General features: G+C 45.3%; 31 protein-coding genes and 3 tRNA genes. 13 read left to right on the forward strand and 21 right to left on the reverse strand.

Annotation, left to right across the window (positions count from 1 at the left end):
* Positions 1-11: 11 nt before the first annotated feature.
* From CUN85_RS02865 to CUN85_RS02890, 6 genes are all read right to left on the reverse strand, one after another.
* Positions 12-1,310, reverse strand: coding sequence for a tryptophan--tRNA ligase (locus CUN85_RS02865; protein ID WP_135388789.1), 1,299 nt, complete (start codon positions 1,308-1,310; stop codon positions 12-14).
* Positions 1,311-1,451: 141 nt separating this feature from the next.
* Positions 1,452-2,654 (reverse strand): radical SAM protein, encoded by a 1,203-nt coding sequence (locus tag CUN85_RS02870; protein WP_135388791.1) that lies wholly within the window; start codon positions 2,652-2,654, stop codon positions 1,452-1,454.
* Positions 2,635-3,438, reverse strand: coding sequence for an RAD55 family ATPase (locus tag CUN85_RS02875; protein ID WP_135388792.1), 804 nt, complete (start codon positions 3,436-3,438; stop codon positions 2,635-2,637). The genes CUN85_RS02870 and CUN85_RS02875 overlap by 20 nt, the downstream gene beginning before the upstream one ends.
* Before the next feature lie 140 nt (positions 3,439-3,578).
* Positions 3,579-4,187, reverse strand: a complete 609-nt coding sequence (locus tag CUN85_RS02880) for a translation initiation factor IF-2 subunit beta (RefSeq protein ID WP_135388794.1) — start codon at positions 4,185-4,187, stop codon at positions 3,579-3,581.
* Between the two features lie 31 nt (positions 4,188-4,218).
* Entirely contained in the window at positions 4,219-4,737 is a 519-nt protein-coding gene (locus CUN85_RS02885; protein WP_135388796.1) for a 50S ribosomal protein L16, read from the reverse strand.
* A gap of 162 nt (positions 4,738-4,899) precedes the next feature.
* Positions 4,900-5,982 (reverse strand): DUF1786 domain-containing protein, encoded by a 1,083-nt coding sequence (locus tag CUN85_RS02890; protein ID WP_135388798.1) that lies wholly within the window; start codon positions 5,980-5,982, stop codon positions 4,900-4,902.
* A 45-nt stretch (positions 5,983-6,027) separates the two neighbouring features.
* Here CUN85_RS02890 and CUN85_RS02895 point away from each other — a divergent pair, with 45 nt between their 5' ends.
* The 3 genes from CUN85_RS02895 to CUN85_RS02905 all read left to right on the forward strand — a co-directional run bounded on the left by CUN85_RS02895 (position 6,028) and on the right by CUN85_RS02905 (position 7,858).
* A complete protein-coding gene (locus CUN85_RS02895; protein ID WP_135388800.1) occupies positions 6,028-6,567 on the forward strand; it encodes a MogA/MoaB family molybdenum cofactor biosynthesis protein in 540 nt (179 codons plus the stop codon).
* 193 nt (positions 6,568-6,760) lie between these two features.
* Positions 6,761-7,468: an RAD55 family ATPase gene (locus tag CUN85_RS02900; RefSeq protein ID WP_135388802.1), complete on the forward strand. Its 708-nt coding sequence runs from the start codon at positions 6,761-6,763 to the stop codon at positions 7,466-7,468.
* Between the two features lie 129 nt (positions 7,469-7,597).
* Positions 7,598-7,858, forward strand: a complete 261-nt coding sequence (locus CUN85_RS02905) for a YhbY family RNA-binding protein (RefSeq protein ID WP_135388804.1) — start codon at positions 7,598-7,600, stop codon at positions 7,856-7,858.
* A gap of 149 nt (positions 7,859-8,007) precedes the next feature.
* Here the strand turns inward: CUN85_RS02905 and CUN85_RS02910 are convergent, their stop codons facing one another.
* From CUN85_RS02910 to CUN85_RS02945, 8 genes are all read right to left on the reverse strand, one after another.
* The gene (locus tag CUN85_RS02910; RefSeq protein ID WP_135388805.1) at positions 8,008-8,319 is read right to left on the reverse strand and encodes a fluoride efflux transporter FluC; all 312 of its coding nucleotides are present in this window, start codon (positions 8,317-8,319) and stop codon (positions 8,008-8,010) included.
* Complete coding sequence (crcB, locus tag CUN85_RS02915; protein WP_235856163.1) at positions 8,244-8,837, reverse strand: fluoride efflux transporter CrcB; 594 nt, start codon at positions 8,835-8,837, stop codon at positions 8,244-8,246. Before crcB ends, CUN85_RS02910 begins: the two co-directional genes overlap by 76 nt.
* Before the next feature lie 9 nt (positions 8,838-8,846).
* Positions 8,847-10,037, reverse strand: a complete 1,191-nt coding sequence (locus CUN85_RS02920) for a molybdopterin molybdotransferase MoeA (RefSeq protein WP_135388807.1) — start codon at positions 10,035-10,037, stop codon at positions 8,847-8,849.
* 22 nt (positions 10,038-10,059) lie between these two features.
* Positions 10,060-10,341 (reverse strand): ubiquitin-like small modifier protein 1, encoded by a 282-nt coding sequence (locus tag CUN85_RS02925; RefSeq protein WP_135388809.1) that lies wholly within the window; start codon positions 10,339-10,341, stop codon positions 10,060-10,062.
* A gap of 131 nt (positions 10,342-10,472) precedes the next feature.
* Positions 10,473-10,550: transfer RNA gene (locus CUN85_RS02930), tRNA-Pro, on the reverse strand.
* Positions 10,551-10,718: 168 nt separating this feature from the next.
* Entirely contained in the window at positions 10,719-11,270 is a 552-nt protein-coding gene (locus CUN85_RS02935; protein WP_135388811.1) for a UbiX family flavin prenyltransferase, read from the reverse strand.
* Positions 11,248-11,628 carry a prenylated flavin chaperone LpdD gene (gene lpdD, locus CUN85_RS02940; protein ID WP_135388813.1) on the reverse strand — a complete coding sequence of 127 codons (381 nt, stop codon included), beginning with the start codon at positions 11,626-11,628 and terminating at the stop codon, positions 11,248-11,250. Before lpdD ends, CUN85_RS02935 begins: the two co-directional genes overlap by 23 nt.
* A gap of 1 nt (position 11,629) precedes the next feature.
* The gene (locus CUN85_RS02945) at positions 11,630-12,832 is read right to left on the reverse strand and encodes an HD domain-containing protein (protein ID WP_135388815.1); all 1,203 of its coding nucleotides are present in this window, start codon (positions 12,830-12,832) and stop codon (positions 11,630-11,632) included.
* A 285-nt stretch (positions 12,833-13,117) separates the two neighbouring features.
* Here CUN85_RS02945 and CUN85_RS02950 point away from each other — a divergent pair, with 285 nt between their 5' ends.
* From CUN85_RS02950 to CUN85_RS02960, 3 genes are all read left to right on the forward strand, one after another.
* Positions 13,118-13,789 carry a winged helix-turn-helix domain-containing protein/riboflavin kinase gene (locus CUN85_RS02950; RefSeq protein WP_135388816.1) on the forward strand — a complete coding sequence of 224 codons (672 nt, stop codon included), beginning with the start codon at positions 13,118-13,120 and terminating at the stop codon, positions 13,787-13,789.
* Positions 13,786-14,541, forward strand: coding sequence for a 3,4-dihydroxy-2-butanone-4-phosphate synthase (gene ribB, locus CUN85_RS02955; RefSeq protein ID WP_394346214.1), 756 nt, complete (start codon positions 13,786-13,788; stop codon positions 14,539-14,541). The genes CUN85_RS02950 and ribB overlap by 4 nt, the downstream gene beginning before the upstream one ends.
* Positions 14,542-14,574: 33 nt before the next feature.
* Positions 14,575-14,652 (forward strand) — tRNA-Pro (locus tag CUN85_RS02960).
* Between the two features lie 114 nt (positions 14,653-14,766).
* On the opposite strand, the gene CUN85_RS02965 is transcribed toward CUN85_RS02960, so the two are convergent.
* The gene (locus CUN85_RS02965; RefSeq protein ID WP_135388818.1) at positions 14,767-15,174 is read right to left on the reverse strand and encodes a fasciclin domain-containing protein; all 408 of its coding nucleotides are present in this window, start codon (positions 15,172-15,174) and stop codon (positions 14,767-14,769) included.
* Positions 15,175-15,412: 238 nt separating this feature from the next.
* Between CUN85_RS02965 and CUN85_RS02970 the strand changes: the two genes are divergently transcribed.
* From CUN85_RS02970 to CUN85_RS02980, 3 genes are all read left to right on the forward strand, one after another.
* On the forward strand, positions 15,413-16,255 hold the full coding sequence (locus tag CUN85_RS02970) for an ABC transporter ATP-binding protein (RefSeq protein WP_268921573.1): 843 nt from the start codon (positions 15,413-15,415) through the stop codon (positions 16,253-16,255).
* Entirely contained in the window at positions 16,252-17,043 is a 792-nt protein-coding gene (locus CUN85_RS02975) for an ABC transporter permease (RefSeq protein ID WP_135388822.1), read from the forward strand. The genes CUN85_RS02970 and CUN85_RS02975 overlap by 4 nt, the downstream gene beginning before the upstream one ends.
* An 80-nt stretch (positions 17,044-17,123) precedes the next feature.
* The gene (locus CUN85_RS02980; protein WP_135388824.1) at positions 17,124-18,041 is read left to right on the forward strand and encodes a DUF5803 family protein; all 918 of its coding nucleotides are present in this window, start codon (positions 17,124-17,126) and stop codon (positions 18,039-18,041) included.
* A gap of 35 nt (positions 18,042-18,076) precedes the next feature.
* Here the strand turns inward: CUN85_RS02980 and CUN85_RS02985 are convergent, their stop codons facing one another.
* The 3 genes from CUN85_RS02985 to CUN85_RS02995 all read right to left on the reverse strand — a co-directional run bounded on the left by CUN85_RS02985 (position 18,077) and on the right by CUN85_RS02995 (position 20,825).
* A complete protein-coding gene (locus tag CUN85_RS02985; protein WP_135388826.1) occupies positions 18,077-18,817 on the reverse strand; it encodes an MBL fold metallo-hydrolase in 741 nt (246 codons plus the stop codon).
* 12 nt (positions 18,818-18,829) lie between these two features.
* The gene (locus CUN85_RS02990) at positions 18,830-20,107 is read right to left on the reverse strand and encodes an ATP-binding protein (protein WP_135388828.1); all 1,278 of its coding nucleotides are present in this window, start codon (positions 20,105-20,107) and stop codon (positions 18,830-18,832) included.
* Positions 20,108-20,309: 202 nt separating this feature from the next.
* Positions 20,310-20,825: a DUF5817 domain-containing protein gene (locus CUN85_RS02995; protein WP_135388829.1), complete on the reverse strand. Its 516-nt coding sequence runs from the start codon at positions 20,823-20,825 to the stop codon at positions 20,310-20,312.
* Positions 20,826-20,902: 77 nt separating this feature from the next.
* Between CUN85_RS02995 and rimI the strand changes: the two genes are divergently transcribed.
* Positions 20,903-21,322, forward strand: coding sequence for a ribosomal protein S18-alanine N-acetyltransferase (rimI, locus tag CUN85_RS03000; RefSeq protein WP_135388830.1), 420 nt, complete (start codon positions 20,903-20,905; stop codon positions 21,320-21,322).
* Between the two features lie 9 nt (positions 21,323-21,331).
* On the opposite strand, the gene CUN85_RS03005 is transcribed toward rimI, so the two are convergent.
* Both CUN85_RS03005 and CUN85_RS03010 read right to left on the reverse strand, forming a co-directional pair.
* Positions 21,332-21,997 carry an undecaprenyl diphosphate synthase family protein gene (locus CUN85_RS03005; RefSeq protein WP_135388831.1) on the reverse strand — a complete coding sequence of 222 codons (666 nt, stop codon included), beginning with the start codon at positions 21,995-21,997 and terminating at the stop codon, positions 21,332-21,334.
* 35 nt (positions 21,998-22,032) lie between these two features.
* Positions 22,033-23,214: a redox-regulated ATPase YchF gene (locus CUN85_RS03010; protein ID WP_135388832.1), complete on the reverse strand. Its 1,182-nt coding sequence runs from the start codon at positions 23,212-23,214 to the stop codon at positions 22,033-22,035.
* Between the two features lie 123 nt (positions 23,215-23,337).
* On the opposite strand from CUN85_RS03010, the gene CUN85_RS03015 reads away from it, so the two are divergent.
* Positions 23,338-23,409 (forward strand) — tRNA-Arg (locus tag CUN85_RS03015).
* Between the two features lie 422 nt (positions 23,410-23,831).
* Here CUN85_RS03015 and CUN85_RS13140 read toward each other — a convergent pair.
* The gene (locus CUN85_RS13140; protein WP_205804333.1) at positions 23,832-24,119 is read right to left on the reverse strand and encodes a hypothetical protein; all 288 of its coding nucleotides are present in this window, start codon (positions 24,117-24,119) and stop codon (positions 23,832-23,834) included.
* A gap of 323 nt (positions 24,120-24,442) precedes the next feature.
* Between CUN85_RS13140 and CUN85_RS12915 the strand changes: the two genes are divergently transcribed.
* Positions 24,443-24,595, forward strand: coding sequence for a hypothetical protein (locus CUN85_RS12915; RefSeq protein ID WP_167848768.1), 153 nt, complete (start codon positions 24,443-24,445; stop codon positions 24,593-24,595).
* Positions 24,596-24,805: 210 nt separating this feature from the next.
* The gene (locus CUN85_RS03025) at positions 24,806-25,216 is read left to right on the forward strand and encodes a hypothetical protein (RefSeq protein ID WP_135388833.1); all 411 of its coding nucleotides are present in this window, start codon (positions 24,806-24,808) and stop codon (positions 25,214-25,216) included.
* Positions 25,217-25,343: the final 127 nt, after the last annotated feature.

The following is a 25,343-nucleotide window of genomic DNA, read 5'->3' on the forward strand; positions in this document are numbered from 1 at the left end:
CCTTAATCATACTATAGTCCATATTCATCGAGCCTGTCTTTTGCGACTTCACGCAGTTCCTGGTGCTCCTTCAGGAACTTTTCCATCCTTTCCGCTGCAAGTGCCTTGCAGTTTCCACATACCTTTTGCCCGCTGACACATTCGTTGTAAATCTGCGCAAGTTCTCCATCATCTTCAACCAGATTGAACAGCAGCAGTTCGTATACAGAGCATTTGTCAGGTTCACCGCCAAGCTTCTTCTGCTCCTCAAGTGTTATCCTGCCACCGGTCTTTGCCTTCCGGACCTTATTGGCAGCTCCCTTTGGATCCTCAGTGAGTGATATGTAACTCTCCGGGACACTGCTTGACATCTTCCCGCCCTGCAGTCCTGACATGAATCGGTGATAGGTGGAAGACGGAGGAACAAAAGCATATCCACCGAATTCAAGCTCGACCTCCCTGACAATCTTTTGAAGTTTCCCGAAATCATCGAGATCGAATACATCAACATGGCCTTCGAACAGTTTTGTCCTTCCAGAGATACGTTCTGCCAGCTTCTTAAGAGCCCCTTCAGGTGCCGCCTTGCTCCTGATACTGAAGTAATGCCTGCCATCTTTATTCTCCCGCCCCTCTATCTTGAACATATTCATCTTATGACCGAGCCCGCGTGTTAAACGGATGTGAGGGTCCTGGTCAGCACCCACCGGTATAACAACCGGTTTTGGCCCCCCGTACGCTTCAAGCTGGGGGTGTAAGATATCCGCACTCTGGGTAACAGCACTGAGCATATGGGACACGCTGGTCTCACCTGTGAAGCCGTATATTGCACTTAGTTCGGAAAAGTTGGCCTTCGAACCTAATTCGAATGCAAGATCCTTGACCTGCTCAGAGTCAGACTGGAAATATATATGTCCATGCGGTTCAAAGCCAAGTGCTATGAGGCTTATGAGGTATTCGTTGATACCGATATCCCTGCATTTTTCCCATGACATGCCCCTTACTGAATGTGCCTCCCTGTCGGCGATGCCCACAAATGCATCGCCCCCCTGCTGCTGGTGCCATATTATCTCTTCCATCACCATCTTATGGCCCAGATGTATCTTTCCGGAAGGCATAAATCCGCTCATGACCGAAAAAGGTTTGCCGTTATTCATTGCATCGGTTATCAGATCATAACCCCTGTGGCCGAAGATAATCTTCCTGCGCATGTATCTGTGGGGACCTGTTATCTCAGGAAGCAATTGATCAAATGGTAAAATACCGAATTCCTCGAATAGTTTGGAATAGTCGTCAATGTTCAATGCACTCCATGGGTCGATCTTCATATTCATATAGGGCCTCGTGTATGATCGGATGTTCAGGATAGAACACCTATTTTCGTTTTCTGTCAGTAAAATTGTTAATTAAAACACCTGGGGATATGTAAAGGTTCTTATCCGGTAAATAAGACATATTTCATACCAGTTTTTGATTCAGCCTTTCAGAAGTTCCCGGGCATAGGGTTTTGATGCACCTTCCGGTATCCTGTCCACAAGCTTCAGGTATTCGGTTTCCTGCATCAGACACGTGCTCCGCTGCCCCCTGAATGTCTTGTCCTTTCGAATCTTACTCCAGATATCCTGCATGGAACTGTCCTGTATGTTACCGTAGCTGAACGGGATGTACGGGCAGGGTTTGACCGAACCGTCCACACATACGTGCAGCCATCTCTGTCCTGCCATGCACCCCAGCATCTCCCCTTCGAAATACGAGTTGGAGAAGATCCTTGGCCCGCCTTTTGTAGAGTTGACACGCTGGTACATATCCAGCACTGTCCCCCGGTCGACTTCGGTTATTATGGCATCCCCTTTCTTCTTGGGCACGGACTCCCACAGGGAGAACTCATGAACTCCAAGTTCCTTTGCAAATTCGTACATGGCAGGCAGCTCTTTTATGTTCCGGGGAGATACGTGTGTTGCCATGGTAACAAGCAATCCTGCCTCCAGTCCGGTCCTGATTGCACCTGTGGCCATATCGAATGCACCATCCAGACGTCGCACAGCATCATGCTTTTCAGGATCTGTGGAATATATGCTCACCAGGAGATTATGCAGCCCTGCTTTTTTCAGGCGTTGTGCATTATCAGGAGTCATTTCCGTACCGGGAGTGTACATGTTTACTATGGCACGTTCCTTATCCACATAGTCGATGAGTTCGTAGATATCCTCACGCAACATGGGATCCCCTTCTGTGAACACGATAACCATTGCCCCCATATCAAGGACATCATCTATGGCACGTTTCATAGTTTTGATATCCAGGTCCCCTTCTCCGCCACTTACCACGCAGTGTTCGCAGTTGCATTTACAATTACGCGTGATCTCAAAGGAAACTGTTTCGGGAACATACCTTCCCAGGGCGATCTGGGTTTCAGCCATAAGGAGCCTCTTGAAGGCCTTGCTGGGTATGGGCGGAAGCCATGTCGAGGCAATTACCTGTTCATCCGTAACAAGCGCTGGTTTTTCCTCTTTCAGCCTCTCATTTATTCTGTTCAGAAAAGGAGTGCATGCCTTACGAAGGCCACCAGTTGCCTTTAACTGGATAAAATCTTCTGTCCGGTCCAGCTTGATGGAAAGTCCCGGTATTGAAAGTAATGTAATGTTAGCGTGCTGTGAATCAGCGCCATTTTGTCTCATCTGATTTTCCCCTGGAGTTGAATAGCCCGGTGGAGAAAACATCTGCTTCCTTGCCTATAACGGACTGGGAAGAGTAAACGAAGATCCCATTATCAGCCATTACATAAGGCCTTAGCACCTCATCATGCCTGGTGCCTCGCATCTTCAGTATCTCAAGGGCCCTGATCCTTTCTCCGCCAATCCTGAATACCTTAAGACAAATAACTCCTTCGGCAAGATACTCTTCAACACTAAAGTGATCAGGATCTCTGTGCATCTCACTTGTGACCAGGGTCGTACAGTCAAAGTTCTCTATGTTCTTGATGAATTCAAGTATTATATACCTGACATTGACAGGATTGGGCGATATCTTGAGAGAGGTAATGGAGTCTATAAAAAGACGTTTTGCCCCTATCTCCTGTAAACTTGCATATATCTGCCGCAGAACAGTTTCGATTGTGCTGGTATCTGTTTCCTTATCAGATTCCGGGTCCCTGTTCTTTTTAATGTACCGTCCATAGGCGATGGGATCGACCCGGACTATACGAAGTTTATCTTCCTTTATAAGTCTCTCAAGGTCCCAGCCATGCCTCCACATGTTGCGCATTATGCGGGCAGGTGTTTCTTCAAAGGTAATATAAACCCCGGGCTCACTATAGCGCGTAATTCCTTCGTAGAGATATTGTGCTCCAAAAGTGGACTTTCCTGCCCCGGGTCCACCGATAAGCAGGATCACATCGTTCTCTATGAAGCCCCCTTCTACAAGTTCATCAAATCCGGGAATTCCTGTGGGTATGCGAGCCATTTAAAACCTCGAGCAGCTATTTTCGAGTATAATTATGGATTATAATTATATTATGACTCTGATCTAATATAACTTGTTCCTTTTAAAACACAGGTCAAAACCATTAAAAAGAAGTAAATAAAGACCAGATCCTTATTGGATCAGATCTTTTCTGCAAAAGCAAGCGTTCCACTGAGACGTTTGACCCTGATCTTCACGGCCTGGCCTTTTGAGGTGCCCGGTACGAAAATTGTATATTTGTCCACCTTGGCAATACCGTCGCCTTTGGAGCCAACGGCATCGATGTGTACTTCATATTCCTTGCCTTCTTCAATAGCATCCTGTTTGACAGGCGCAGCTGCTCTTCTTTTCTTTACCGGCCTGTGAGCTCCGCAGGCAGCGCATTTGAGGATGAGCACCCTGTCCATCTTTGTCAGCTGAGTATCAGGCCTTGAACACTCCGAACACATGACGAACTCTTCAACATATGCTTCTATGTTGGCCTTGATCTGATCCTTTGAGAAACGTCCCTGGAATATGGCCCTGCTACCATCGATCTTGCTTGCCGTACCCATCTCACGGGTCAGGAACTTCATCAGGTGATCAGGATCCCTGTTCAGTACATCAGCTATATTGCTGAAGTTATCCAGGATCGTAGTCTTACCTTCAACCATTGTCTTTGGCTCAGGGATCACGAAACGGGCATCCGTAGTCTCCTTGTCAGGTAAGTTTGCTATTGCACGGTCCAAAAGCGCTTCGTAATCTTTCATTTGATTCCTCCCGGGTCAGCTTCAATCAGTTTCACTGTACAAGTTCCAGTCCCTGGTCTACAGATATCCTCACAGGTGTTGGCAGTTTCTGGCCTGCCTTTCTGAGAGCATCCTTTGCGATTGCAAAATGTTCTTTGTTGACAGAGATTGTGAAGATCTTCTGACCGGCTGAAACTCTTGCAGCTGTTCCGACATTCTTCCCGTAAGATCCGCGCATACCGCTGGATACACGATCAGCACCTGCTCCTGTTGCCTGTTTGTTCTCTCTCAATACTTCGTGAGGGTACACCCTGAGCTTCATGTGGTAGCCTGCACGGCCTGCAGCAGCCATGATGGACCTGTTGGCAGTGATACGTGCTGCTTCAAGTGCAATGTGCCGAATCTGGCATCTTTCCACAGATATCAGTGATAACTTCACAGGGAATTCAGATGTCTTGTTACCCATGTCGTAGTGAATGATGTGGCTTCCGGGCACACCACCCATATATTTCTTTCTTGTGAATGAACGCTGTCTTACGTTCCTGTACATACTCGCTGGTTTTCTTACCATGAATTTAAGTCTCCTTGAATAATTATTAGGATAATGTACATCAAATAGTACCGCTTTGTCTCGGTTCCTAATTGATATGTCCGTATATCAATTTGTTGATGTGTTCAAACATCAGGTTGATACAATTTCATCTGGATGGTTCATTCCCTATTACCTAGAACTTTATAAGTCTTGTTGCTCATCCCGCCTCAAGCAAGGGGTAAGCAGACCGTAACAACCAGAAAGCATCATGTTTCCAAAAGGTGCGGCAAAATGCAGCCTGCCCCACAATTTCCGGTCCTTTGATCCTTCATCCATATTCATCAGTAGATTGCGCCTCGGACCGGTTATCATTACAGACCTTATCGTATCAAAGCCAATACTCTCTTTGATATAACAGCCATGCCCCCCATGGTCAAATACTTCTTCAAATGTGAGAGTGCCTTCGGCAAATCGTAACAATTGCTCCTGAAGCCCTTCACCATCCAGTGCAGAAGTATGGTGTTCGTACAGGGCTATTATCCGGTGATCCCTCACAATGGCTGCGAGAGTATGCCCGTTTCCGATATTGACAACCAGGGATGGTTGTTCAGCAGCCGGATCGAGCAATGCACCAAATATCGCAGCAGGACCGGTATCCATAAAAACTGCTTCTGTTTGACTCAAGATTTCAGCAGAGGACAGCATACGCGTCAGGTCAGCCGGGATATTTTCGTGGTTGTAGGCAAATTTGTCGAAATCCCCTCCCATGTCAATAAGTCTCTCGAATATCCTGAACCTGTATACCCGGTTACTTTCATAAGGAGAATTTCCATGGTCCTGAACAGCAATTGCGAACCGCCCAGGCAACTCAACACCAAAATTGTGAAGTGCGGACCCAATGGACTCGATATTTATATCCTGCATCAGTATCTCCTCATAGTCACCGACAGGCATACCCTGCCACGCATCATCAACGATCTTTATTCCCATCTGCCGGACCTTATCAAGATCATCTTTAATCGTCAATGCAGCCTTTCCGGTTGCATATACCTCTAATCCCTGCCTGATATGTTCCCTGACAGCCCTGACAGCAGGGCCGCCTCCCATTACACTTCCCCGGAGAAATATTGTTTTTTCAGAGTATGTGGCGTCTCGTATCTTTCTGGCAATTATGACAGTGGGAGAAGGCATCACCATCACCAGGCTATTCTCAACTTCCTTATCACTATCGTACAGGAGTATGTCCTGGGTGCCCGTACCTATATCGATTGCCAGTATCCTCATATCAAATCGTGTATTTCATATATCTATTCACGTATAAGACTTCGTATGAATGACCTTACAGTAAATCAACACAAGCAAGGAAGTAAAGGCCCTTGTAATTTCTACATAATTACAATCTCAACTTCAAGATCTGCAAAATATGGAGATACCTCCTCTCCACTGGATGCAGAAGATCGTTCCGGACAGCTTATGGAAGAAATGATCCTGACAGCAGGCCATAAATTATCAGGCTATTCACTTATCAGTGACAATAAAGGAGCCATCCTTGATACGGTCACCAATGCCTTAAGATCAGGTGCCGATATTGTAGTGACCAGTGGTGGTACCGGGCTCACATCAAAAGATGTAACAATTGAATCAGTAGTACCGATGTTCGAGAAGAACATACAGGGCTTCGGAGAACTGTTCAGATATAAGAGTATGGCACAAATCGGTGTTTCCGTAATACTAACCCGTGCTTGTGCAGGGGTTGTAGCAGGCAAGGCGGTTTTCTGTTTGCCAGGTTCCCCGGCAGCAGTCGAGCTTGCACTGAAAGAGATCATTATCCCCGAAGCAGGCCATATTGTCAGACATGTGAGGGAATAAACAAAAAACTTTAATATTGTTTGCAATATGTTACTGTAAATATTCAGAAAGCTTATCTGACATCTTATATAAAGGCGACAATTATATATCGCACATCTCGATAAAAGGTATGCATTGCACTTTCGTTAAGAGATTATAAGTATCTTCATATATAATTTCATATATAATCTATAATCAGGAACACGGAGAAAACATGTCCGTTTATTCATTAGGGATCAAAGAGCTGGATGACCTGTTAGGCGGCATTCGGGAAGGCACCAATCTTATGATGATAGGTCCGCCTATGAGCCGAAAAGATGAGCTGCTTGATGCAATCATTTTTCAGAATCTCAGCAGGGATAATGCAGCAATACTTGTTTCCACCAGGGAGCCAGGGGAAAGGGTTCTCACATGGTTCGAAGAACAGGGAACGGACATCTCAACTGTGAACATAGGTATAGTGGATTGTGTCACAAAGACCCTTGGAATGGGTGCCTCGGACACAGCCAATATCAAAAGAGCTTCAAGCCCCGTAGACCTTACGGGTATCGGAGTTAAGATCAGCCAGTTCCTTGAGGAATTCCTGGTAAAAAAGAACATTGGCAAGATCAGACTTTGCATCAATTCACTTTCAACCATTCTGATGTACTCGAACCTGCAGACAGTTTTCAGGTTCCTGCATGTCTTTACGGGCCGCGTGAAAGCTGCCGGAGGTTTTGGTCTTTACGTAGTTGAGGATGAGATGCATGACCCTCAGACCATAGCCACCTTAAAGCAATTGTTTGACGGGATGATAGAGATAAAAGCGATCGGTGATTCCTATATTATGAGAGTGGTCGGCCTGACTTCAAAACCCACACCCTGGTTTGAATATAGCATCGAAGGCACGGAAGTCAAACTGAGCGGATCCAGGAAAGCCTGACCGATTACAGGTGCGTACCTACATTTATATCCCAGTAAAGGGCTGTATTCTATTTTTGCAAGACTACCTCTTGCGACCATATCAAATATCATATATTATTCAGACCAATAAACCAATCAGGTGTAATTCATGGAAAAAGACAAATTGTATAAGTTAAAAGCAGAAGCCTCCGGCCTGAAACCGATTCTCAATATCGGAAAGAACGGGATTACGGAATCAGTAATAGAAGAAGTAAAAAAACAGGTTAAGGCAAACCGTCTTGTGAAGATTAAAATGTTGAAGACCATGCCCGAAGGAGAGAGTATACAGGACGCAGCTCAAAAGCTTGCAGAATCCACCAACACAACCCTTGTCGAAATACGTGGCAGCACAGTAGTCCTCTACAGGTGATCGTGCAATATTAAACCAACTAAGTCATTGACCGGTACACTCCCAGAAACCTCCCGAAACAATCAGAAACCCGTGTAAAGAGGAAAATGGGCCCGTAAGCCCGGCTGTAAGTACAGCCCTGAACAGAGATGTTCATGCTGACTGAAAACTTACCCGAATAATAAAGAAGCTGCGCCAGCTCCAAGCAAGCACAAAGTTACGTTAAGCAGTACATTGAGTAAAGAGTAGACCCCATCGCCATCTTCCAGCAAACCGAAAGTCTCGTAGGCGAATGTCGAGAATGTGGTGAAAGAACCAAGCATGCCTATACTTATAAAATATTCAAGGGAACCTGAAACAGATAAAAAGGTGAATGAGGCAAATGCAAAGCTTCCAATCACATTCACTACAAGTGTCCCGGCAGGTATCTTTCCGATACGAGGGATGGTACCTGATACAATAAACCTGGATGCTGCACCGATGAGACCACCCGCACGATCTGGGAGCCCAGCCCGGTGATTCCACCCATAACAGGAAAGAACAGAATTGTCGCACCCATGATACCAGGTGCCATATAGCTGCTATAATGGCGGGTGAGCGTTAAAAATACAGAAGCCATATAAGATGCACTTTCCTTTAGATACGCAAGGTATATAACAGCCGCTCTACCCACAAAGACTCCTGCCAATGTCAGCATTGTATTTCCGAGTATATTTAATAAGGCCACATTTGCAGGCATCTGGAAAGTCTGTACAGAAAAAGCGGAAAATGTCGTAAAGGATCCCAGAAAACCGATACCAAAGAACATTTTCATTCTAGGGAGGACATATCCCGGATACCTCGAATTGTACATTAAAAAACCAAGCAAGATGCTTCCCAGTACATTAACTATCAGCGTACCGACGGAAGGCTGAAAGTAGCCTGCCAGTACAAAGCGGGATGCTGCTCCCATAAACCCTCCTGCTCCGACAGTAAGGAGCGCAAGGGACCTTTCATTCAAACCGTTGCCTCATTCAATTAACACAACATCCACTTCGTCCCCTTCTTCATAACCTTCCACATTCGGAGGTATGATAACAAAACCTCCCGACTTTGCAATGGAGCTTAGTATTCCCGCACCTGCAGTCATAAGAGGACGGGCAGTATTGCCTTCAAGGATTACCCTTGCATAGCTCACGTATCCTTCCCTTGAGTTGATCTTGCCTGCCAGCCGGGCCTTTACAGAGACCTCCGGCGTATCGGGGATGTTCCCTGTCTTCCTGATGGCAGTTTTACCGAATGCGAAAAGCGCCACAAGCCCTGCTGCAGGATATCCCGGCATGCATAGCACGGGTACATCATTGATCGTACCAAGTGCGGTAGGTTTTCCCGGGCTCAGGCCAACCCCGTGAACAAGCTTTTTACCCAGTGATGCGACAACATCTGGCACGTAGTCCTGCTCACCAACGGATGTCCCACCTGAGATAACAATGAGATCCGCATCAAGGTTTCGGATCAGCGCTTCCCGGATATGCTCCCGGTGTTCAGGTACGATCCCACAGTACCGTGGTTCTGCACCCCATTTTTTGACATAAAGACCTATCATCAGGCTGTTGATGTTAAGAGTCTTCCCAGGAGGAGGCACTTCGTGGTCCTGTAAAGGGATCAGGTCGTTGCCTGTGGGGATTATAGCAACCACAGGTCTTGAGTAAACAGTAACCTCTGCAATCCCAAGAGAGGCAAGTACGGCTATATCACAGGGTCTTGAAAGATGTCCCTTGTTGAATATAATCTCGTTCTTCCTCACATCCTCGCCTATATCCCCCACATTCTTCCCGGGATGCACCTGTACACGTACTTCTATCATATCACCGATGGCTATTGTATCCTCCAGCATCAGGACGGCATCTGCTTCATCCGGCACATAGGAACCAGTACTTACCGGAACGCATGTACCCTCTTCTATCTCTTTGGAAACCTGCAGCATGACAGGGTTTGTTGAGGATGCCCCCATGATGTCAACGGACCGAACAGCAAAACCATCCATGGCAGAGCGGCGGTAATGCGGCACATTCCTGGGTGCGAGGATACTGGTAGAAAGGACCCTTCCGACACACTTTACAATTCCTGACCTTTCAGTACGCTTCAAAGGTTCTATTGCTTCAAGGAATATCTCTCTTGCATAGTCTACATCGGTGCGTTCCTTCATTATCCGATCCATTGCCAATCCTCCTGATGTTTCTTTATCCTCCGGACACGGGTGGGAAGATACCAACCTCATCACCATCTTTTAAATGGGTCCCGAGATAATCCATGTGTTTGATATTGTTCCCGTTCAAGAAAACGTTAATGTATCCCCGAAGCTCCGGTTCATTCGTATTTTCAAAAATAAGTCCCTCCAGTGAAGGGTGAAGGTCTATCAGAGAGAACAATATATCCTGCACAGTCTCTCCGCTTAGCACAACTGAGGATTCTCCCGCCTTTTCCCGGAGGTTTGCGAATAATCTGACTTTGATCTCTGGCATGAGCCTTATTCTTAACGTATAATTAATAAATCTATTCCAGAGTTGAAAACAAGGCAAATATCCCGTAATACCAGAATCAATACATGATTGAATTTTACAGAATAAAGCTGTTGGACAGTGTAAAAGAAATATGGTGGGATAGCGCGGATTTGAACCGCAGTCCAAGCGTCCCAAACGCTCGAGGATGGACCAAGCTACCCTACTATCCCATTCAGAAGGGTAGCACTTGAATATACCTTTTAGCTTAAATAGTTTGCGTGCAGAACGACGTTTTTACGAAAAAAAGGATAAGATATCCCTTCAAAAGTATTTCTCAGGAAAACGAGCTCGAGGACAGGATGTTCTTTACTGAAGAAACATATTATTGAAGAACTATATTATCCCCAGCGTTTATAAACATCATTGTCAATTCCCATCAGATCCAGTGCCCGTCCTGCCATCGAATTGATAAGGTCGTCTATTGTCGCGGGTCTGGAATAGAATCCCGGACATGCGGGAAGTATTATCGCACCCGCCCTCTCAAGCTTGAGCATGTTCTCAAGATGAATCTGGCTCAGAGGTGTTTCCCGTGGCATCAGGACAAGTTTCCTTCTTTCCTTAAGGCATACGTCCGCAGCTCGCCCCAACAGATTGTCAGACATACCTCCTGCGATCTCGCCAAGTGTCTTCATGCTGCAAGGGGCAACTATCATTCCTGCGAATCTGTGAGAACCACTTGCTATAGGCGCGGTGAACTCACCCTCACTGTAGACATGACTTGCCATTCCCTCTACCTCAATTACAGAATAATCAGTTTCGATCTCTATAATCAGCCTTGCAGCCTTTGTTATCACCAGATGGGTGACGATATCCATTTTTGAAAGTATTTCCAGCAGCCTTATCCCGTACATCGACCCGGATGCACCACTAATACCGATCGCTATTTCCATTTTGTTCCTCCTGCAAAATATCTACCAGTTCATCTATCATCTCTTCCGAGACAGTAATGATCTTCTCTATTTCTTTAAGCACAATGTTGTCCACATGGATACCAGCTACAAGAACAGTTGACGAGCGACTGGCCTTACTAAGTTTCCTTGCACCGTGCAGTACGATCCGGTCCTCCCGATGCCCCGGCACGGTCAGTACAGATGATGAAGCACTTCCGGATTCCCGATCAAATATTCCCAATGCCACGGCTCCGATGTGAGCAGTACCTCCGGTAAGACTGGCAAGGTAGTCTTCCCCCAGTTTATCCCATTCCAGAAGTAGAGTAGTTCTGCCAATCGTTCTCTCTACCCGGTGCATTTCAGCCCTCCAGCTCGGTCAGACGAAACTGCTTCAGGGTTTTTTTCACTTCAAAGAAGTTCCGGGCAGCTTTACCAACCTCATCACGGTGTTCCTTGGTAGTATATACTCCCATTTTCCAGTTGTCCCTGTGAGCCTGCTCAAGGGTTGCCACCACATGCGAGGTCTTGTCCAGACGGAGCATCCGTCCGTTCATCCTGACAAGGGCTTTCATCTCAACTATTTCAGGATCCCGGGGAATGTCTATCAGAACTTCCTTGCTATCAATGCCAACCATGTCTGCGATTTCGGATTCGATTCGCCTGATATTTTTTCGATGCCGCAGTACCCCATTACCCACTTCGTCAAAACCGACGTAAAGAGCTCGTTTGTACAGTTTCCGTTCATCCAGCCGGGATGCAAGCTCTCCTGCATAGCCATCATTGTTGCGGATCATTTCAAATGCTTTGGCGTCATCCATTCTCCTCAGCCGGGACGGATCAAGACTTCCTTGTTGGATGAGATCGTCCACGGCTCTTGTGAACATCGTTTCTGCAATCCTGGAAACATGATGGTAGTACACGGAAGGATGCATCAGGAACCTCGAGACCAGCAATGACTCAGCAGCCTTTACCCCTCCTTCGGTCACTACAAGATTGTTCTCATAGAACTGCATCTCATTGATTAGCCTCATGTGATCCACAAGGCCAAAGGCTACACCCGTATAATGGGAGTCCCTGACAAGATAGTCCATCTTATCGACATCGATCTCACTATTGAGCACCTTTCCAAAATCAGTCTTCCCCTGGATATGATCCTCGACGTTTGAGATATTAATACCGTGACTGTCCAGTATTTCCGCAATCTCGGTCTCCCTTATTATCTCTTTAACATCCTCATGCCCTTGTCTGGTATAATGTTTGATCAGGCTCTCTGTGACATGTGAAAAAGGCCCATGACCGATATCGTGGAGCAATGCAGCAACTTTCAACTCCTGCTTATCATCCCTGCTCACAGTGTTTATACCCGAGGTCAGTTTGCTGGCAAGATGCATGACCCCCAGAGAATGTTCAAAACGCGTGTGATTGGCTCCGGGATATACAAGGTTAGAAAGTCCTAACTGACTTATTCGCCGAAGACGCTGCATTGGAGGAGAATCGACAAGTGACAGTGCCAGCTCGTCAAGTTCGATATAGCCATGAATGGGGTCACGGATGACTTTCATTTGTTCAAACTCCGTATATATGTATTCTTAACCGGTTACCCTATACATAAAGGAAACCAATATCAAACTACCGGCAAATCCGAGTTCTTTTCTCAGTCCTTATAGATTGTGTTTTTGAAATCATCTTTATTGGTTTTCTTAATTAGATATTTAAATGATATTGGCTCCTTATTTGATATAATTTAAATCCTCCCCGGGCAGCCCCACTTTCCAAATCAAAAACTTTATCTACTCATGTCTCATAAATGAGATTCTACTCATATTTGAGATTCATGTGACCTGTCAATGTATACAATAAAATCCCTGAAAAAGCTGGCACTGCTTGGAGCTATTGAAAAACCGGTCAAGATATCTTCCAGTGAGTTCATGTACCATATATCCGCAAGTTCCAAGACCGCTGCACGAATACTCAAACAGCTTGAAGAAGATGGTTATATCGGAAGGCAGCTTGTTACAGGCGGGCAGATGGTCCAGCTGAGCGATGCAGGTGTAGAGCTTCTGAAAAAGGAGTATGCTGACTATCAACAGATATTCTGCAGGGAGCATGCAGACCCGGAGCTCTACGGACATGTCATTACAGGCCTGGGCGAGGGTCAGTACTACATTGCAAAGGAAGGTTACATGTCCCAGTTCAGGGATAAACTGGGTTTTAAGCCATTTCCGGGAACACTTAATGTGAGACTCATGGATCAGAGTGCACATATGCGCGATAGCATGGATATCTTCCAGCCCCTGGTCATCCAAGGTTTTAATGATGGAGAGAGAACTTTCGGAGGTGTCAAGTGTTATCCCATAGATGTAGATGGTATAAAAGGTGCGGCCATAATCCCCGACAGAACACACTACCCTGCTGATCTCCTGGAGATAATCGCACCTGTGAAATTGCGGGAAATGCTGCACATAAGCGATGGTGACGAAGTTAAGATAGTGGTGAAGAACCCTCAGAGATGTAAATGATGAGTGATATTATGGATGCAGGTGCAAATGGATACAGTGAGAATATACGAAGAGCTGTCACTGCTCTTCAGAACGGAGAAATGATATTGCTTTTCGACCTGGAGGGACGTGAGGCTGAAACAGACTTCACTATCCCTGCAACAGCCGTTAAGCCTTCTGACGTCCGGTGGATGCGCAATGATGCAGGCGGTCTTATCTGCGTTGCCCTCGACCCCGATGCTTCCGAGAAACTCGGCCTTCCCTTAATGGCAGATATCATTAGAGAAGCAAACCGGTCCAACTCTGCATTGAGCAGGATCGTGGAAAAGAGCGGTGACCTGAAATATGATTCCCGGTCATCTTTCTCTATATGGGTGAATCACAGGGATACACGAACCGGGATTCCGGACAATGACCGTACACTAACGATCAATAAGCTTGGCGAGGTCGTCAAAAACACACTTGATGGCGAAAACATCCATTTCGGCAATGAATTCAGGACCCCAGGCCATGTAGCAACCCTGCGTGCCGCAAAAGGGCTTGTTCACGAGCGTATGGGACAGACAGAATTATCGATCACCCTTGCAAAGATAGCAGGCATAACACCTGCAATGGTGGTCTGTGAGATGCTTGATGACGAAACTGGCAACGCCCTTGAAAAGAAAGATGCAGAGCAGTATGGAAATGACCATAACCTCGTATTTGTAGAAGGCGAGGAAGTCGTTGAAGCCTATGAGATATGGCTGAGTTCACAGCCTCAGAAGAAAAACTAAAATACTGTGATGCACATGTAGATACAATCCTGCGGGATCGTAGGGTAGCCTGGTCCATCCTGTTAGGCTGGGGGTCTAGCGACTGGAGTTCAAATCTCCACGATCCCACCATTTCATATATTCATGTTATATTTATGTAGCTATTCTTTTCACTTACACATGGACCTATTCAATTCCTCACAAGGGGACATACAGTAATCAGAACAACCTGACTAAAGAATGCAACTATGGCACCAGTATCTCGTCAATTGCATGTATGACCCCGTTACTACAATCGATATCAGCTTCTATAATCCTCGCAGTATCGACTTTTATCCCGTCGCTGGCAGTTATTTTTAAGCTGTTCCCGCTGACAGTTTCAAGTGTGTCAAGATTGCGGAGGTCCTCGGTAGTATATTTCCCCTTTACAATATGATAATTGATGATTCCCGAGAGGTATTCCCGATCCTCAAAGGATTCGTCAATAACTTCATCAGGGATAGGATCAAAAGCCGACTCCACTGGTGCAAAGACAGTATAAGGCCCTTCCTTGCGGTACTTATCCAAAAGGCCGAGTATCCCGGCAGCTTTAAGCAGGGTTGGGAAAGAACCCTTTTCTTTTGCAGTATCGATCAGGTTATTCAATTCCGCCATTTTATCCTCAAACCCAGTAATGCATTCCTGTCTTAAAAAGAGTTGCAAAAAGTATTACAGCCTTTGCAATACAGGTTTATGAGGCCGTATCTGCGGACGTAGATTAGCAGGTCCGCAAAGTTATCGAAATGGTTAATACATATCCTCCCAACATCCATAAAGAGGGTTATTTATAGTTCCTGTAATCGTTGCCGAGAATCTGAAGAAATCATTCAAGGATCTTGTTGCCGTTGATAACATCCGTTTTACCATTGAGGAAGGTGAGATGTTTGGTTTTCTGGGACCCAATGGTGCGGGTAAGACAACCGTTATGCGCATGATACAATGTGTATCCCCTGTTACATCCGGAAGTCTGGAAATGTTCGGGATGGATGCAACATCCCATCCACGCGAAATCAAATCCCTTATGGGTGTTGTGCCGCAGGAAAACAATCTTGACATTGATTTCACTGTTCATGAGAATCTCATGGTATACTCCAGATATTATGATATTCCCCGGGAAAAAGCTAAAGAAAGAGTGGATGAACTGCTTGATTTTGTCCAGCTTAAAGACAAGAAGGACACCATGACGGAGAATCTCTCAGGAGGAATGAAGCGCAGGCTGATCCTGGCAAGGGCACTTGTGAACCAGCCCAGAATGTTGATACTTGACGAGCCAACCGTGGGCCTTGATCCCCAGGCACGCCATCTGATATGGGACAGGCTCCGCTTACTGAAAAAACAGGGAGTTACAGTAGTCCTCACTTCTCATTACCTTGATGAGGTGGAGAAGCTCTGTGACAGGCTGGTTGTCATGGACAATGGCAAGATCCTTGTAGAAGGCAGCCCTTCAAGTGTCATTGAAAAATATGTAGGCTCGGGCATCGTCGAAGCGGAGAACAATCCGGAACTTGTCGAATGTCTTAACCGCAAAGAAGCCTCTTATGAGATAATCGGCGATCTCGTACACATCTACACCGATGATCCGAAACATATCACAGAGTACCTGACAATGGTCTGCTCGGTATCAAAGATCAGTGCAAGGCCCGCAACACTTGAAGACGTGTTTCTCAAGATTACCGGCAGGAGGTTGAGGGAATGAATCTTTCCAGCTACTTCGAAATTCCCAAGATCAGTTCCGGGTCCTACAAGGTCTGGCAGCGTAACAAGGACGTCTTCATGAAGGACAGCAAGTTGAATTTCCTCCCCCCATTCATTGAACCTGTGCTGTACCTTATAGCATTGGGTTTTGGTCTCGGAAGGTTTGTAGAGAACATTGACGGCGTACCTTATGCAGAATTCATAGCCCCTGCACTTATATCTATTTCTGTGATGTATGCTTCGTTTTTTGAATGCAGTTACGGTTCTTACGTGAGGATGTACTACCAGAAGACATTCGATGCAATCATAGCCACACCCCTGACGATTGAAGATGTCATAGCAGGCGAACTGTTGTGGGGTGCCACCAGGAGCATGATCAATGCAACCGTGATGATACCTGTGATCGCATTGTTTGGCCTTATAGACCTGCGCTACTCATTATTAATTATACCATTCGCGTTTCTGGGAGGTCTGCTTTTTGCGGCAATCGGCATGTGTTTCACAGCTGTGACCCCCAATATAATGTCCATCAACTATCCAGTACTGCTGTTCATAACTCCAATGTTCCTTTTCAGCGGCACGTTCTTCCCCCTGAATGCCCTGCCTGTAATTATCCAGTACTTTGCAATTGCTTTTCTACCCCTGACACATGTCGTGAACGTCATCCGGTCACTTGGGTACGGAATACTTGAATTCTCCTTACTATTCGATCTTGTGTGGATAATGGTTGTTTGTACAATCCTCGTGATACTTTCAATAAATATGATCAAAAAAAGGCTGGTCGTTTGATTTCCATTGCTGGTTCACCGATATTATGCTTTGCACATGCAGCGATAGTTTCATAAAACACATTGTTAATCTGTGTACTGATGAGAAAGTGGATTATGCTTGTATTTTGTATTTCTGTTCTCGCCATCTTTACAGGAGGTTGTATTGATGACCTGGTCCCTGTAAACGAAGAAAGGCCTGCACAGGATGTATCTGCCTATGATTTCGAGGTTTTCCTGAACAACAGTTTTGATGACGGAGAATTCATACACACCAGCACATTCTATCTGTCAAACGACGGAGATACAAAGGCAGTCCATATTCTGGACAATGAATCAGTTATCGACATCATACCACTTGAGGACATCAGTTCGTCAAGTCAGGAACCTGTCAGCAATATCGTGGTTCTGGGAAATTACTCTGGATCCACGGATGCCTCCATCCGGCATTTCACAGATCTTTCAAGGTCAGGTGAACCTGCGAATATCAATTATACGCTATCTGAAGATGTAATAAGAGGGCAAAAGCACATATATATCACATTCAGCCAGCCGGTCACCGGATTCGTAGCATTTACATTAGCCACCCCGGGAGGACAGGACTTCCTGCATGTGACCACACCCCCCTCCGTAGTACGCTTTGTCCTTCCCGAAGGGCATACAACCGGCAACCCGTTAATAGGAAAAGCAAACCCGGAGCCTGATGAGAGATATTACGATCCTGATAATCGGGAGAATCTGGTATGGTATAATGAAGTGACACATACCGGCAGTATCCTTGAAAGTGTACAGAGATTCTCAGGAGATAACAACTCACAAGCAGAACCGGCTCCCAAGGCAATAAGTGTCAAGTATTATTCGCAGTCTGCCCCACAGGGGTTGCTCATTGCAGCAGGGATCCTTGGCCTGGCAGCATTGCTTGTCTTTTCAAAATACCGTCGTGATAAAAAAAGGCTTAAAAAGATAAGAGAAGATGTTGAGAACCAGTTCAGGAACAAAAAGCGAAGAGGAAGGGAGTAAGGCAGTTCTCGTGAGGGACGGTATATACTGCTACTTCACAGTTCAAATACCATACCGTCGTATCCAAGGGGATACTCCTTAATTGCCTCATCATGAGGCCTGAAGAAGTGGCTCAGGTGTGTGAAAACCACTTTTTTTGCCCCTATTGTCTTTGCGAGGTCCATTGCCTCGGTAGTATTCATATGTTTTTTAACCTCCACCGTCGGAGGTACTATCGCATCGGCAATCAACAGATCAGCATCTTTTATCAGGTCCATGCTTGTTTGCGGGATTCCCCTCTGAGTATCCCCTGTTATGACAATTTTCTTACTTCCATCCCTGATAATGACACCCACAGGATTCTTTGCAGGAGGGTGCACCACCCTGAACAATGTAAATTCAAGGCCGATGAGTTCAAATGTCTTGTATATGGGGATATAATGGTTCCGTGGCCGGAGGAACTGCAAATAATCCATGATGTAATCCAGTGTTTCCTTTAACCCGTAGACATCCACGTTGTACTGGACCCTGTGGAACTCAGCAAAGCCTGAAAAATGGTCATAGTGCCCGTGGGTCCATATCACCCCATCCACGTGGCCTATATTGTTCTTTAGCATCTGATAGCGAAGATCCGGCCCCGTATCAATAAGTACCGAACCACTATTTGATTCCACCAGGACCGCACATCGGGTCCTGCGACTTTTACCACCTTTTTGTGCAGCTATGCAGGTCTGACAATTACATCCGATGACCGGAGTGCCGGTTGCATCACCGGTTCCCAGAAGAGTAATCCTCATGGAGTGCCCCGGTCACATTGTTGCATCGTACTCATTTGTCTTGAGCACAGCCCGTTCATCAAAGGATGCAACAGCACTGAGCATGTCCCTTTGTGTCAGTTCCATACGTTCTTTCACAAGTGCACTGAGAACACATTCTCTTATTACCATACGAAGATCGGAACCACTGTAACCATGTGTAAGGGATGCAACCTCAGCCGTATCAAAATCCCCTGTGATTTCCTTTGTGACTATATCAAGTATCTTCTTGCGCATATCCGTGTCAGGCAAAGGGAACTTCATGATATCATCAAAACGCCTCCATGCAGCAGAATCAAGCATCTTGGGATGGTTAGTTGCCGCCAGCAGCAGGACGCCGTCGTTTGTGAGGCTTATGTCATCTATAGCCTTGAGAAGTGTATTGACCGCCCTCTTAAGCGCCGCATGCTCATCAGAGGAACGGGTCTTTGCAACAAAATCGAACTCATCAATGAAAAGTATGCACGGATTCAGCCTTTTTGCAAGGGCGAACACACGATCTATATTCTTTGCCGTCTCGCCCAGATATTGGTCAGTTATCATGGACAGTTTCACTTCGACAAAAGGAATTGCAAGATGTTCTGACATAGCCTTGGCAAGTGATGTTTTCCCGGTACCCGGCGGACCTACCATCAGAATCTTCCCCACATCGTAGAGACCAATGCGTTTCAGGTAATCCCTGTACTGTATGGCCTTAACTATTTTCCGGACATCTTCCTGCTGTTCGGTCGTAAGAATAAATTCCCTGAGCGTCTGCCTGACATCTTCCGGAGCACTTATCTGGACAAGTTTAAGCATATCTTCTCCGGCTTCTTCTTTAGATATCTCCTCTATGAGGGATTCAATCCATTCCCTGTCGACCTCCTTTGGCCTCACCTTCGATTTTGCACTCTTATAGTCAGCGCCAGTCGCCTGTTTCTTTTCATAATAATAGGCAAGTACCGGGTTGTGCTCTATCTTGTCCATTGAACCTTCCCTTTTCTGGAACCAATCAGCTCCTACTTCAAGGGCGGTGATCTTGACCGAAAAATCCACTTCATCTATTGCAACAAAGGGAAGAGATTTCAGTTTACCATTTACACTGTCGATGCCAAAAAACCTTTCTATGTCTGCTGTCTTAACCCTTATCGGTTTTGGAACCGAGCGATGTTCTCTGCTCCAGTAGAATTTGCGTATGTTCTTTGGAAGATCGTTTACATCCAGTTCCGGATACTTGTTATATACCTGTGCAGTAAGCAATAGTTCAATAATATCAAGATTTATGTCAGACATGTTCTTACCTGGTCAGATGAGCTTGGGTTGAAACCCTGTTGGAAATGTAATCGTTCAGACATTACATGTAGTGCTTCATTTCAAATATATCTTTTGTATAGTAGTAATATAATAGTCAATCAGCATTTTTCCAAACAGAGTTCAGTCAGAATCAAAAAAGAAATATATCCCGGGTTCCCAGAAAACAAACGCAAGTGCTAACTTACGTCAGGCACACCATACCTGTTGAAGGCTCATATATTTCACCGGCTCTTGTAAGCCCATCCAGAATCTGCTCAAATTTCTGTTCCTGAATACCATGCTCTTTTGCAATTTCTTTTAAAGAGTCGGTATCCATCTTTCCTCCGTTTGAACGTAGCAGGTCAATAATTAGAAGATTTTTATTCAACTTCTGTACCGTAAATTCCCTCTTATCCGTAAAATCCTTTAATGAAACATCAAATAACCCGGTTTCCCGGATCGATATTGCTTTTACCGGTTCAGAGCTTTCTGAAAAGAGAGACATCCCGTCTTTTTCCTGACCATGTAGCTTTGCCTGGAGCACCGTCCTTGCAGCGACCGCTTCCTGCAGATCTTCAGATCTATGAAATAAGCGTAATTTCCGGATCTCCAGATTAGATCCGCATTTCTGGCACCGGGTCTTCTTCGGGCCCGGGATTTCGATTATCTGGGCATGTTCCCGGCATTTAGAGCAGACTATAACTGCGAAGGCGGCCATATTGCATGCTTGGTGTAGCAAATATAAATAATAGTTCCACAGATGTTTTAAGCCCAGAGTCCGGATTATGATAAAACATGATACGCAGAGTGATTATTGAGGATATCCCGCAGATTGTACAGGTTGAGGATGCCTGTTTCCCGGTCCCATGGCCGGACTTTCTGTTCAAGGCCCATCTTAACAATCCGGGATTTGTTGTCTACGAAAGAGAAAAAGAGATTCTTGGTTATGCCATAATCGGTGATTCGCAAGGAAAGGCTCACCTCCAGAACATTGCAGTGCACCCTGATTTCAGAAGACAGGGCATTGGCACGGACCTGCTTGAATGGTGCATAGACCTTGTAAAGCTCTATGGTTATCATGAGATCGTACTCGAAGTAAGGGAGAAGAACACCGGTTCACATAAATTTTACATAGACATGGATTTCGAGATCAGAGGCACTGTACAAGATTATTATCTGGATGATAATGCTATCGTCATGGAGAGAAGGATATAGCCTTACAGTTCACTTCCCGAATCTTCTCTGACGTTTCTGGAAATCCCGGATTATTCTCAGGATGTCCAGTTTCCGCATATTGTGCCAGTTCACATCCGTGAAATAAAGTTCGGAATACACGGCCTGCCAGATCAGAAAGTCGGACAGGTGTTTGCCACCGGAACGTATGAAGATATCCGGCTCATGCTTAACTTTCAGGCGGGATTCTATAGTCTCTTCGACTATAGAAGACGAGTCCAGCTTTCCGTCCCTTACATCTGAAAGAATGGATAATACGGCTTCTGTCACCTCTTTTCTTCCACCGAACCCGACTGAGACATAGACCAGCATCTTTTCGTCTTCTCTTTCAAGACAGAGTTCCCCTTCATCAGAATAAACTTCAAAACCTATATCATAAGGCAACTCCGGAAGGAACTCAGCCAGTTTTTCCACAAGCCTTTCAACCATTTCAGACCTGAGCTCCTCCTCAGTATCAAGCACATCGACATAGATACTGGCAATCCTGATATTCAACTGGCTGCACCAGGTTATATATTCCTTTAGTTTCACAAAGCCATTTGGCTGTGAAATGTCTTTTTCCGAAAGTACCAGTGATACATGCCCGGGAATCTTGGCAGAGGAGCCGGATACCTGTTTCAGAAGATAGTTCTCATATAAAGAGGTAATAATGTTCATGATAGGGAGCCGAGTATAGTGTTCAAATATCCGTTTCACTTGGCAGTGGAGACTATCTTCACGACATCACCATCGTTGAGTTCATGTTTTTCTCCAAGGCGCATCTTGGTCCTGGCATCCACGGCATAGAGGAATCTATTGCCGATATCAGAATGAACCTTATAAGCAAGATCGTGAGCGCTTGAACCTTTCTTCATGAGGAACGCATCCGGAAGCATCCTGTCATTCTTATCGGTCCACTTACCCTCGTCTTCCACGGGATACACTATTATCAGGTCAAGAAGTTCGAACACCGCTTTATTGATGCATTCCTGTATACCGGTACCACCCATTTTAGCGATGAGCGTACGTACACTTTCCAGGCCCTTTTTCTGTGCAGGAGTAAGTTCTTCATTCAGTATAATGAATTCGGCATCCCCGGAATCGTATTTTATGGCTCCGCCCCTGGAAGCTGACTTTAGCACGAGTTCGGCAGCTGCACTTGTCGGGACTACAATCTGGTCCAGGGACCTCAGATCACTGATAAACTCCTGCGGAGCAATGTCTGCCTTGTTGGCTGCCATAATCATAGGTTTGCTGATAATCCGTATACTATCACAGAAACGGATCAGGTCATCATCACTCCATTTCACGTGATTATGGTCAAGCCTGCACTCCGCAAGCGAGCATATAACATGATACTCATCCACCCCGGCACCTGCAAGCTGATCTGCGAGCACTTTCTCGATCTTGAGCCCTTCTGCCTGTGTCTTACGAGCAAGCCGGTCCCAGTTCCGCTTTATAATGCCGAACATCCACATTGTGATCTCCCGGTTAAGGAAGTCGATGTCATCCATGGGGTTGTGATCCCCCACATTAACAGGATTGCCTTCAATATCCGTACCCCCGGATGCGTCGATCACATGAATGATGGCCTGTGCCTGCCTGAGCTCATCCAGGAAGGTGTTACCAAGACCGCGGCCCTGATGAGCATCGGGTACAAGCCCGGCCACATCGATGAGTTCTATGGGTACGTAACGGATTCCTTCAACACAGTTCCCGCAACGTTTGCTGCGCGCTACACATGGACACTCGGCGCGCACATAGGTGACACCTTTATTTGCGTTGATAGTTGTAAAAGGATAGTTTGCAATTTCAACATCCGCCATCGTTGCGGCCTTGAAGAACGTGGATTTTCCCGAATTGGGTTTTCCTGCAAGTCCTATGGTCATTGACATGCTTTACTAATCACTGTCGCAGGATTTAACTTTTATCAGTGCCTCAGGTCATATTTCAAGCATCATTGTTAATTTTAACCAATAATGTTTATATTGGAGAAAGACATTAGAACATAACCTAGTGTCCTGGTAGGGTAGCGGATATCCTTGGGGCTTGCGGAGCCTTAGACCCGAGTTCGATTCTCGGTCGGGACGTACAATATACAGTCAAAAACTGTTAAACTTTCACTTCGTAAGGATGGCCTATTTAATCATCCTTGCGAAATGCTTTTTTTTATAGATCGATCTGTGTGTATGCTCAGTTTCATAATATCTGCATTTACGGAGCTGTTGGAAAAAATGAATCCTTTCATTTTAAGTTTAGGCCTGAACGGGGCGGAAAGATAAGTATACAGTATATGCCCGGCCAGCTTATACCGAATCAAATCCATAGCCATATAAAAAGAGACCTATTACGAGGATAATCGCAATCACAATCATGATCATACGGAATAGAAATCCTTTTGTCATGCCCATAATGTCTTTTGAATCTGCATTTTATTTCAACTTTTCTTTATGTAACTCATATAAAATACAAGCATAAAATACAAGCATTTTCAAATGCATATCTCCGGAGATCATGTCAGCATTACAAGAGCAGCAAATGCAATAACACCCAACAGGAAAATTCCGGAGAGTGACAGAAGGATCTTCTTCCGCCGGTTTTCCTCTTCCGGCGTGACCTGCAGTGGGCTTGGATTATATTTTTTCTCCATGTATGTCCCGATTCCGACTCCAAGGGCTATGCCGATCACCGGTCCGATTGCGACCATACCTGATAAAAGACCAATTGGAATGCCCAGGGGAAGACCTATAGCGATACCTATTGCCATGAAGTGACCTTTTGGGTATCTTTTTTCGTGCATGAGGTATAACTAACATTTTAGATATAAATAATCAACTTATATTGGAAAATGAACCCACTTTTGGACATATTGTCAACACAACTGCTACCCAGTACCCGGAAGCAATATTTTCAGGCAGGAAGTGAGCTTCCTTTGAGGTAACAGAACCTGCAAAAGTTGGACAATGAGCGTGATTTTAAACTTTCCGGCATACATTGGATCTGTATTAAGTATCATATTCAGAAAGAATAAGATATATACATTTTGCAGTCCATTAATTATTTATACTAATTGCTTATTATAAATATAATAATATTATTATTCAGTGCTAAATGGAGTATTTTATGAATAATAAAGATGAAGCAACATTCAATGAATTCAAAGAAGTGTTCAATAAATACCTTGACCCGGATGATCTCTCCGATCAGGAATTCCTTCTCAGGAACAATATGATCCAGTTCATCAAGAGCGCCTGCATTCAAAGCCTGCTTGTCTAGAACTGTCCACAGGAGTGCAGCAATAACCAAATACTGAGAACGCCCGCCGGCAGATTTGCCAAGGGCCCGTAGTCACTGTAGTCCCCCCCGGGCATCCTGACAATAAGACTCTTTCCTGAATAATTTTTCATCCCGTTGCGGACAAAAACCTTATTTGCATTGACCCTCATCTTCAAATCAGGACATTCATTTCTGAAAACAGGTGTAAATATGAGTGAAGCGGAAGATGTTTTTGATAAAGTGCAAAATAATTCCTTAAGGTCCTATGATATCCCTTTGTTACTGAAACGGTTGCGCCAGGATGCCAGAAATGGAAGGATAGAACTGACCCCAAAAGACATTGAGTGGTTTTCAGTGTATGAGTTTGCATTACAGCAGCTTGAGCTAAAGATGGGGAATGCTTCTGCTGACACCCATCCGGGAGACTGGAGGAACACTGTCAATGATTTCAGTAAAATTAAAGCCATAATTGATGAAATGGAGGAAAAAGGGGTAATTACAAACGCCAACTGGAATGTCGGAAGTCTGGCCCTTTTCACAATACCTAATGGAGAAATTTACAGAAGGCACGTCTGCTGCCTTATCAATACCCATCTGGCCAGTTTATACGGAAACCAGTGAGCAAGAAACGCCCTTCTTTATTTTTAAGCATCCTTGTTCCTGATGGGTATCTTTATATAGAACTGCTTGCATTTAGATTGTTCAGTACGAGTATCCCTGATACTCTATGGAAATTAACACTAACTTC

This window comes from Methanolobus halotolerans, assembly GCF_004745425.1.
Taxonomy (GTDB): domain Archaea; phylum Halobacteriota; class Methanosarcinia; order Methanosarcinales; family Methanosarcinaceae; genus Methanolobus; species Methanolobus halotolerans.